Genomic DNA, 10143 nt, shown 5'->3' with positions numbered 1-10143 from the left:
CGTACGTGCCGCCCGTCGCGCACCGCGCGCCGCGCGCGCGTTGGGCCCATTCGTCCGAGCCGATCGACTTCGCGGCGCTCGCGGGCAAGCGCATCGGCGTGGTCGGCGCGGGCGCGTCCGCGTTCGACAACGCGGGTACCGCGCTCGAAGCCGGCGCCGCGCGCGTCGACCTGTTCTTCCGCCGCGCAGACATTCCGCGCATCAACAAGCTGACGGGCATCGGCAGCCCGGGGCTCGTGCACGGCTACGCGGATCTCGACGACGCGACGAAGTGGCGTTTCATGCACTACGCGCTGACGTCGCAGACGCCGCCGCCGCGCGACAGCGTACTGCGCGTGTCGCGTCACGAGCATGCGCATTTTCATGCGGGCAGCCCGATCGAGACGCTCGCCGAACATGCGGACGGCCTCGACGTGACGACACCGCGCGGGCGCTACACCGTCGATTTCCTGATCTTCGCGACGGGCTTTCATTCGGACTGGACGACGCGCGCGGAATTCGCGTCGTTCGGCTCGCACGTGAGGCGCTGGAAGGATCGTTATCGACCGGCGACGGATTTGTGGCTCGACGAACTCGCGGAATCGCCCGATCTCGGCCCCGCATTCTCGTTCCAGGAGCGCGAGCCCCGTGCATGCCCGGCCGTCACGCGAATCCATTGCTTCAACCATGCGGCGAGCCTGAGCCACGGCAAGCTGTCCGGCGATATCCCGGCGATCAGCGCGGGCGCCGAGCGGCTCGCGCGCGGCATCGCGAGCCGGCTGTTCGACGCGGATCGCGATCGCCACTACGACGCGCTCGTCGCATACGCGAACACGGAACTGCAAGGCGACGAATGGCGCGACGCCGATGCATGAGCGCGCGTCCATCGACCCCATAGATGACCAAGGAATCCCGAACGATATGACTGAATCCATCACGCCGGCCGATGCGCCGGACACGATCGATGCGGCGGCCGGCCTGCGCGACTGCGACGCGATCGCCGCACTGCGCCGCGCGCGCGAAAAGGTGCTGCTTCATACGCGGCTGAGCGAGGCTGCCCTGTTCGATCCCGCGCTGCCCGATCTTTCGTTGATCGAAAGACTGCACACGGCCCGGTATGTCGCGCACAAATCGAAGGCATCGGCATTGACCGACACCTATCGTGCACGGCTGATCGACGCGGGCGGCACGCTCGACGATATCGCACGCGCAGACGCCGATGCGTTCGACGCACTGCCTCGACGCATCGGCGCGATCCTTGCGCATGCACGCCTGCTGACGCTCGCCCCTGTCGATGCGCGCCCGTCCGATCTCGACGCGCTGAAGTCGGCCGGGCTCACGACGCCCGCGATCGTCGCGCTGTCGCAGCTCGTGGCGTTCGTCGCGTACCAGTTGCGCGTCGCCGTCGCCGCGCAGGCGCTTCAGGCACGTACTGCAACGGAGGCCGCATGACGACGACCGCCCACGGCTTCACGTCCGACACGCTCGGCTGGCGCGCCTGGCTCGACACCGTTTCGCTCGATGCCGCAACGCCCGAGCAACTGGCCGTGCTCGACGCGAGCCACCCGCAAGCGAAGACATCCGACTATTACCTGCTGCTCGTCCACCTGCCCGAGATCCTGCGGCAACGCTCGGGCGTGTTCAACGCGATCATGTACGGCCCCGGCGGGCTGTCGCGCGCCGAGCGCGAACTGGCCAGCACGGCCGTGTCGCGCGTGAACGGCTGCGTGTATTGCGCATCCGTGCATGCGCAGCGCTTCACGCAGCTCGCGAAACGCACCGACGCGATCGAGCAGGTATTCGACGATCCGGCGACGGCCGGCACGACGGCGCGCGAACGCGCGATCGTCCGTTATGCGATCGCGCTGACGGAGCGGCCCGAAACGGTCGACGCGAGCGATGTCGCCGCGCTGGAAGCCGAAGGGCTGACGCATGAGGAGATTCTCGACCTGTCGCACGCGGTCGCGATCTTCGCGTGGGCGAACCGGTTGATGCTGACGCTGGGCGAGCCGGTGTTTCCGGAACCGGCGTCACTCGCCTGACGCCTGACGCCCGACCCAACCCGAACACGGGCTGACGCAGGCGCCGCCCGCGTCACGCCTTGTGCGTCGACAGCAAGATACTCGTCTCGGTATTCGCGATCCCGTCGATCAACCGGATCGCGCCGAGCACGCGATCGAAGTGCTCGAGCGAATCGGCATGCAGCTCGGCGACGAGATCCCAGCGCCCGTTCGTGCTGTGGATCGACGTCACGTTCGGATGCCCGCGCAGCACCTTCACCACTTCCGCGCCGCGGTTGCCCTGCACGGCGATCGACATCAGCGCGCGGATCCGGTGGCGTTCCGCCGCCGGCTTGAGCCGCACCGTATAGCCGACGATCACGCCGTTTTTCTCCAGCCGCGTCAGCCGGTTCTGCACGGTCGCGCGCGCGACGCGCAATGCCTTCGCCAGCGCGACGACGGGCAGTCGCGCGTTGTCGCGCAGCAGCGCGATGAGCTGCCGGTCGACATCGTCGAGCGTGATCATGGGCGGAGCTTCCTGTTGAACGTGAACCGGCCGCCAGCGTGCCGGAGGCTGCGCATTCTGCGCCAGCGAAACCTGACAAAGTGCCGGATCTGGTTGGCATTCTGCCAAGTCTATCGATAAATCTGCCACTTTTGCTGTCTTTTTGTTGGCTCGACTCGCGGAAATAATGACGTATCGACCGGCCGGACACGCCGCGCCGCCGCTTTCCGGCAAGCCCGCGCCGCGCCGAAGCACCGCCCGGTCGACCAGAACGCCAGGGACATCCGTACCGGCACTGAGAACATGGAGACAGACGCATGACCCGCTTCCTCGACGTTCCCGCCACCGCCCGACTGATCGCCAAAACCGGCGTCACGACGTTCCTGCGCGAACTCGTCGACACGCTGCGCGCCGATTACCTGCACTGGGCCGACTTCGACAAGTCGCCGCGCGTCGCGTGCCACTCGCGCGACGGCGTGATCGAACTGATGCCCGTCGCGAACGCATCGCTGTTCGCGTTCAAGTACGTGAACGGCCACCCCGTCAACGCCGCGCGCGGGATGCACACGGTGATGGCGTTCGGCGCGCTCGCCGAAGTCGACACCGGCTATCCGCTGCTGCTCGCCGAACTCACGCTCACCACCGCGCTGCGCACGGCCGCCACGTCGGTGCTCGCCGCGCAGGTACTCGCCCGCCCCGACGCGCGCACGATGGCGCTGATCGGCAACGGGGCGCAGAGCGAATTCCAGGCGATCGCATTCCATACGCTGCTCGGCATCGACGAAATCCGCGTGTTCGACGTCGATCCGCGCGCGACCGACAAGCTCGTGCGGAACCTCGCCGCGTACCCGGCACTGCGCGTCGTGCGTGCCGCGTCGACCGCCGATGCCGTGCGCGGCGCCGACATCGTGACGACCGTCACCGCCGACAAGGTATACGCGACGATCGTCACGGCCGACATGATCGAGCCCGGCATGCACCTGAACGCCGTGGGCGGCGATTGCCCGGGCAAGACCGAGCTCGAAGCGGGCGTGCTGCATGCGGGCCGCGTGTTCGTCGAATTCGAGCCGCAGTCGCGCATCGAGGGCGAGATTCAGCAGATGCCGGCCGACTTCCCCGTCACCGAGCTGTGGCGCGTGCTGCAACGCGAGACGACCGGCCGCGAACGCGCGGACGAAGTCACGGTGTTCGACTCGGTCGGCTTCGCGCTCGAGGATTATTCGGCGCTGCGCTACCTCTATGCGCTCGCGCAGCAGCACAACGCGGGCGTCGAGATCGCGCTGATTCCGCCGGCCGTCGACCCGAAGAACCTGTTCGCGCTGATCGACGATCCGGCCGCGATCGCGCAGGGTCACGCGGCATACGTGACCGAAGCCGTCGCCGCGTTCGCGCGCTGACCGTCATGCCCGGGCGGCCGGTGCGCCGCCCGTTTTCCTGCCCTTCGTTCCTGCCTGTCATGAATCTCGTATCGATCCAGGCGCCGGCCGCCGTCGTGATGATCCGGCCGCACCGCTTCCTGCCGAACCCGCAGACCGCGGCCGACAACGCCTTCCAGCGCACGGCCGGCAACGGCGCGCCCGACCTGCCGTCGGTATCGGCCGCCGCGCGCGACGAAGTCACGGCCGCCGCGCAGACGCTCGCCGATGCGGGCGTGCGCGTGCATGTATTCGACGACCACGGCGAGCGCGACACGCCTGATTCCGTGTTCCCGAACAACTGGTTCTCGACGCACCCGGGCGGCCATGTCGCGCTGTATCCGATGTACAGCCCGAATCGCCGCCGCGAGCGGCGCGCGGACGTGATCGAGATGCTGAAGGCCGAATATCGCGTGCAGGACGTGATCGACTACTCGGGCCTCGAATACGACGACGTGTTCCTCGAAGGCACCGGCGCGATGGTGCTCGACCACGTCGCGCGGATCGCTTACACCGCGCGCTCGCGCCGCGCCGATCCGGTCGCGCTCGAACGCTTCTGCACGCATTTCAATTTCGAGCCGATCTGCTTCGACACGGCCGATGCCGATGGGCGCGCGATCTATCACACGAACGTGATGATGAGCGTCGCCACCGAATTCGCGATGGTGGGCCTCGACCTGATCGCCGACAGCCGGCGTCGCGGCGAAATCGCGCAACGCCTGACCGAAACGGGGCGCGCGGTGATCGCGCTCGATCCCTCGCAGATCGCGAATTTCGCGGGCAATACGCTGGAATTGTCGGGCAAGGACGGGCGTGTGCTCGCGCTGTCGCGGCGCGCGTTCGATTGCCTCACGCGCGACCAGCGCACCGTAATCGAGCGCTCCGCGCGGCTGCTGCCGCTCGACGTGCCGACGATCGAGCTGGCCGGCGGGTCGGTGCGCTGCATGCTCGCGGGGATTCATCTCGCGCGGCGGGCCGTTACGCCGGATGTGATCGCCGTGGAGTCGGCCGCAGCGTTGCGTGAGGCGATGCAGCAGGTCTGACCGGCGCACGATCCGTACAAACGAAAACGGCTGCCGATGCATCGGCAGCCGTTTTTTCAAGGTCGTCGAATCCGTGAGCATCGACGGCACGCTCAGGCATCCGGACGATACCGTCGCCCCAGCGCGCCGCTCACCCCGCCAGCAACTTCAACCCGGCCGGCAGCGTCTCGCCGAACACGCGCACCGTGTCGGCTTCGTCGAACGCGATCGCTTCACGCACCATGTCGATCCACGCCGACGATGCATTCGCAGCCGACAGGCGCTTGATTACCGCGTCGCGCGTCACGTCCGGCAAATCCCGCGAACGGTCTCCGGTCATCCGCGCAATCTGCGCAGCGGCAAACGCGGCCGGCTCGACCTGCTTCCAGTCGAGCGCGAACAGCGCATCGAGCCAGCCACCGGCGACTTCCGCCGGCACGACGCTGTGCGCACTGCCATAAAACGGCCGGCGCGCACCGATGCGCCCGAGCGCCCACGCGCACAGCGCACGCTCGGCAGGCTTCTGCATTTGCGCGATCAGGCGTTCGGCCAGTTCGACCTTGCGCTCGACGGGCAGCCGTTCGAGCGAAGCGGACAGCCGCGTCATGTCGGCCGGGCCGACCTTGCCCGGATCGAACGGCAGCTTGCGCCGCTTGTCGTCGGACGGTTCGAGGAACGCGATCGCGTCGCGTACCTGCGTCTGCGCATCGTCGTCGAGGCCGCCGGCCACGCGCCGCCACAGCGTCCACCACTCCGACCACACCTGCCCGTCGGTCACGTACTGGATCCCGTCGTCGAACAGCGGCCACAGCTGCTCGATGCGCCAGGCATCGAGCGGATGACCGAAACCCGGACGCAGGCAATAACCGGCAAGGTTCAGCCACGCACGCTCGTGATCGGCCGAACGGCGGCGGCGGCGTGCGCGCGCGAGCAGCGCGTCGAACAGCTCGCGCGCGAGCGCGACGTCCCACGCTTCACGCGCGCCGAGCACCTGTTCGAGTTGTGCGCGCAACCGGCGCGTGTCTTTCGGCGCGACACCTGCGGCCTTACTGCCGAACGAGCGCTCGATCAGCTCGATCGCCTGATCGAGCCGCGGATGTCGCGCGGGCGCGGCGTCGTCGCCGTGCACCGGCGCATCGCCGCGCAGCTGGAATTCGAGCTTCCAGCGGCGCGCCGCATCGTCGGTCGCGATGCAATGCATCTCGAGCGTGCCGACCTCGGTCAGCGACGCGGTGAGCTTCACCGGCGTTTCGCGTGCGTCGCCGCCCGCCTTCGCGTCGACGACCGTCGCGATCGGCGGCAGCCGCACGAAATCGCCGCCGTCGAGATCGACGAGATCGCCGGGCCGGTACGGGGTCTCGGCCACGGTCGACATCAAGTGAAAACGCACCGGCTGCCCGAGCTGCAACGCGAACGTGCGATCGTCGAGCCGGATCTCGCGGCCCTCTTCCGCACCGCGCGGCAGCAGGCAGACGCCACGCGCGGCGGAATCGGCCGCGCCGTCGTCGAGCACGAGGAAATAGCTGCGCGCGGACCCGCCGCCGATGCGCGGCGCATGCCCGGCACGCGCGAGCCCGTACGCGACCGCGCCGCGTGCGACGGCCACGTCCGGATGCGCGTTGTGCAGCACGTCGAGCGGCGCGCCGCGCCATGCGCCGAGCGTCTGCGCGAGACGGCCGGCGAGCGCGCCAGCGCGGAACACGCCGCCGTTGAGCAGCAGCGTGTCGGGCAGCGGGCCGTCCGCATGGCGCTGCAGGAACGCGGCGACATGCCGCGTGACGGCCGCGTCGCTCGCATACGGCAGCCCGAATTCGACGATCGCGGCGCGCGCACGGCGCGGCAGCTCGCCGGCTTCGACCTGCGGAAAGAACCCGTCGACGACGATCTGCTCGACTTCCTGCCGCGTCAGCTCGGCCGAACGCGCACCGCCGACAAGCCTGCTGCCCGCGCCGAGCAGCGTGACGGTGACCGACGCCGGCGCATCGTCGCCGAGCAGCCGCTCCTTCGCCGCGCGGCAGCGCTCGACGAGCTGCGACAGGCTCGCGGCCGACAGCCGCGTGCCGGGTTCGGTCAGCCGCGTCTCGACCAGGCGCGCGAGCGCGAGGTCCATGTTGTCGCCGCCGAGCATCAGGTGGTTACCGACGCCGACACGCGTGAAGGTGGGCTCGCCGTCGTCGCCCGGCGCGACATCGACGAGCGTGAGGTCGGTCGTGCCGCCGCCGACGTCGCAGATCAGCACGCGCCGCGCGGCGGCGAACGTGTCGCGCAGCGTGTCGCGCTGGCCGTACAGCCAGTCGTAGAACGCGGCCTGCGGCTCTTCCAGCAGCCGCAGCGCGGGCAGCTTCGCGCGTCGCGCGGCCTCGACCGTCAGTGCGCGCGCGCCGTCGTCGAACGACGCAGGCACCGTCAGGATCACGTCCTGCTTCGCGAGCGGCGCATCGGGAAAACGCGCGTCCCACGCATCACGCACGTGCGCGAGATAACTCGCGCTCGCGTCGACCGGCGACACCTTCTCGACGCCGTCGGCCGCGCCCCACGGCAGGATCGCCGCGAGCCGGTCGACCGACGCGTGCGACAGCCAGCTCTTCGCGCTCGTGACGAGCCGGCCCGGCACCTGCGCGCCGAGCGTGCGCGCGTAGCGGCCGATCACGGCCGGCGGATCGGCGGCCGCGCTCGCGTTTGCTTTCGCAGCGACCGTCCACGGCAGCCGCAACGTGTCAGGCGGCAGCTCGCCCGCCGCCGGGTGATAGCGCACCGACGGCAGCAGCGGCTGCGCGGCCACCGCGCCGGGGCCGACCAGCTGCTCGACGTCGAACACGCGGATCGCGTCGGAACCGGCCTCGACGTAAGCGACGACCGTATTGCTCGTGCCGAGGTCGATCCCGACCGTATAGCGCTTCATCGCGCTCAGGCGGCGCCGCGCACGTCGAACTCGACCTTCCAGCGCTCGTTCGTGCCGCTCGGGATCGCCTCGAGTTCGAGCGTGCCGGCTTCGGTCACGCGCGCATGCAGCTTCACGGGCACGACCTCGCCGACGGTGCGCCCTTCGGCCGGCAGCGTCGCCTGGATTTCCTCGAGCTCCTGCAGCTCTTCCGGCGACCAGTAGTCGAGCAGCGTGCCGACCTGGTCCTGGCGGCGCACCGACGAACCGAAGAAGCGGAACTGCACCGGTTCGCCGACGACGAGGCCGAACTCCTGCGGCGGCAGCGCCGCGTCCGAGCCTTCCTCCATCCCGAACGGCGCGACGCACAGCGCCTGCACCGGCGGCTCGAGCCCCGGCACCGCGGGCATCGCCGATTCGATCGCGACGTAGTACGCACGCGCCGTGCCGCCGCGAATGCGCACGCCACGGCCGCGCTTCACGTAGCCGTAGTACGCGGCGCCGCGCGCGACCGCGAGATCGAGATCCGCGCCTTCGAGCAGGCGGGCGGGCGGCGCGCCTTCGGCGGCGAGCCAGTTGTTGAGCGTATCGAGCACGCGCTGCGTGAGCAGCGTCGACTTGAACACGCCGCCGTTGAACAGCACGGCAGTCGGGTGCAGGAACGTCGCGCCCTGCGGCAGCGTGCGCTGCACGCCCTCGAGCGAGTCGAGCGCCGCGACCTGGCGGCCGAGGAACGCCGCGAGATGGCGCGTGATGCCCGCATCCTGCGCATACGGCAGGCCGAGCTGCGTCAGGCCGACGCGTGCGCGGCTCACCGGGCGCGCGGCTGCGTCGACCTGCGGGAAGAAGCCTTCGAGGATCGTCTGCGTGAGTTCCGCGCGCGTGAGCTCCGTGCGGATCGACCCGCCGATCAGCTTCGAGCCGCGGCTCGGCACGACGAGCGGCACCGCGTCGGTCGACGGATCGGACAGCAGCGTTTCCTTCGCGGAACGGCATGCGTACGTGAGCGCCCGCAGTTGCCACGGATCGGCCTGCGTGCCCTGCTGCGCGAGCTTGCGCGCGACGACGTGCGCGAGCGCGAGGTCCATGTTGTCGCCGCCGAGCAGGATGTGCTCGCCGACCGCCACGCGATGCAGCTCGAGATTGCCGTCGCGCTCGACCACCGCGATCAGCGACAGGTCGGTCGTGCCGCCGCCGACGTCGACGCACAGGATCAGGTCGCCGACCTGCACCTGCTTGCGCCAGCCGCCCTGGCTCTTCTGGATCCAGCTGTACAGCGCGGCCTGCGGCTCCTCGAGCAGCGTCATCCGCGAGTAGCCGGCGGCACGGGCGGCCTCGGCCGTCAGCTCGCGCGCGGCCGGGTCGAACGACGCGGGGATCGTGACCGTCACGTCCTGGTCGGCGAACGGCGCGTCGGGATGCGCGTGGTCCCACGCTTCGCGCAGGTGCGTCAGGTAGCGGATCGAGCTTTCCAGCGGCGACACGCGCGACACTTCCGGTGGCGCATCGCTCGGCAGGATCGCCGCGCGGCGATCGACGCCCGGGTGGCACAGCCAGCTCTTCGCGCTCGACACGAGGCGGATCGGCGTGCCCGCGCCGCGCGTGCGCGCCATCTCGCCGACGGCGAAGCCGCGCGAGGCCGTCCACGGCAGCGTCAGGTCGCCCTGCGTGAGTTCGCTTTCATGCGGCAGGTAGAGGAACGACGGCAGCAGGTCGCGCGACTCCAGCGCGCCGGGCGCGGTGAGCTGCGCGATCGGCAGCACCTGCTGCGTGATGGTTTCGCCGTCGCTCGCGGCGCTGTCGACATACGACAGCGCGCAGTGGGTCGTACCGAGATCGATACCGATCGAATAGCGCGGATCGCTCACAGTTCCACCTCCGCCGGTGCGACGACCGAGGCGTCGTGGCTGCCCGTCAGCTTCGGCAGGCGCACGTCGGCCACCCGCCAGCCGCGATGGCTGACCGTACCCGTGAACGGCGCGGCGCCGACCACGTTGCCGGTCACGCGCACGGCCGTCGCGTCGAAACCGGCCGGCAGCGTCACGCGGCTGCCTTCGGCTTCGTCGCGCACCGGCACGATCGTGAAGTGCTCGCGCAGCGCGGCACGGCAGCCGTCGTGCACGAGGCGCGCGGCCGCGCCGATCTCGGCGTCCGCATAACCGGCGATGTCTTCCTCGACGAAGTCGATAAAGCGCGCATCGCGCTGCAGCAGGCCGAGCAGTTGCAGTGCGGCCTGCGGGCTCGCTTCGCGCAGCTCGGGAGCAGGCGCCTTCACGGGTGCGGGGGCCGGCGCAACGGGCGCGGCAGCCGGGGCCGGGGTCGGCGCGACCGGTGCCGGGGC

The 10143-nt window shown here is 70.0% G+C and carries 8 protein-coding genes and 1 pseudogene; 5 read left to right on the top strand and 4 right to left on the bottom strand.

Going from position 1 to position 10143, the window contains the following annotated elements; all coding sequences use genetic code 11:
* The 3 genes and pseudogenes from DPV74_RS34860 to DPV74_RS34850 form a co-directional block, all read left to right on the top strand.
* Positions 1-854, top strand: a pseudogene (locus tag DPV74_RS34860) (NAD(P)/FAD-dependent oxidoreductase); the annotation flags it as partial.
* 46 nt (positions 855-900) lie between these two features.
* Positions 901-1431: a CMD domain-containing protein gene (locus tag DPV74_RS34855; RefSeq protein WP_119338854.1), complete on the top strand. Its 531-nt coding sequence runs from the start codon at positions 901-903 to the stop codon at positions 1429-1431.
* Positions 1428-2021, top strand: a complete 594-nt coding sequence (locus tag DPV74_RS34850) for a peroxidase-related enzyme (RefSeq protein ID WP_027790800.1) — start codon at positions 1428-1430, stop codon at positions 2019-2021. Before DPV74_RS34855 ends, DPV74_RS34850 begins: the two co-directional genes overlap by 4 nt.
* 52 nt (positions 2022-2073) lie before the next feature.
* Here the strand turns inward: DPV74_RS34850 and DPV74_RS34845 are convergent, their stop codons facing one another.
* Positions 2074-2505, bottom strand: a complete 432-nt coding sequence (locus DPV74_RS34845) for an Lrp/AsnC family transcriptional regulator (protein ID WP_027790799.1) — start codon at positions 2503-2505, stop codon at positions 2074-2076.
* A 296-nt stretch (positions 2506-2801) separates the two neighbouring features.
* Here DPV74_RS34845 and DPV74_RS34840 point away from each other — a divergent pair, with 296 nt between their 5' ends.
* A complete protein-coding gene (locus DPV74_RS34840; protein ID WP_119338853.1) occupies positions 2802-3881 on the top strand; it encodes an ornithine cyclodeaminase in 1080 nt (359 codons plus the stop codon).
* A 59-nt stretch (positions 3882-3940) separates the two neighbouring features.
* Positions 3941-4942: a citrulline utilization hydrolase CtlX gene (ctlX, locus tag DPV74_RS34835; RefSeq protein WP_119338852.1), complete on the top strand. Its 1002-nt coding sequence runs from the start codon at positions 3941-3943 to the stop codon at positions 4940-4942.
* Positions 4943-5072: 130 nt separating this feature from the next.
* Here the strand turns inward: ctlX and DPV74_RS34830 are convergent, their stop codons facing one another.
* From DPV74_RS34830 to DPV74_RS34820, 3 genes are all read right to left on the bottom strand, one after another.
* Positions 5073-7823 (bottom strand): Hsp70 family protein, encoded by a 2751-nt coding sequence (locus DPV74_RS34830; RefSeq protein WP_119338851.1) that lies wholly within the window; start codon positions 7821-7823, stop codon positions 5073-5075.
* A gap of 5 nt (positions 7824-7828) precedes the next feature.
* Positions 7829-9670, bottom strand: coding sequence for an Hsp70 family protein (locus tag DPV74_RS34825; RefSeq protein WP_027790795.1), 1842 nt, complete (start codon positions 9668-9670; stop codon positions 7829-7831).
* Positions 9667-10143: DUF2760 domain-containing protein (locus DPV74_RS34820; RefSeq protein WP_240440070.1), on the bottom strand; the 477-nt coding region annotated here is incomplete at its 5' end. The genes DPV74_RS34825 and DPV74_RS34820, both read right to left, overlap by 4 nt.

Source organism: Burkholderia sp. HAN2018, assembly GCF_024704855.1.
GTDB classification, from domain to species: domain Bacteria; phylum Pseudomonadota; class Gammaproteobacteria; order Burkholderiales; family Burkholderiaceae; genus Burkholderia; species Burkholderia cepacia.
Note: the sequence above shows the minus strand (reverse complement) of the source record. Positions and strands in the feature narration are given on the sequence as shown.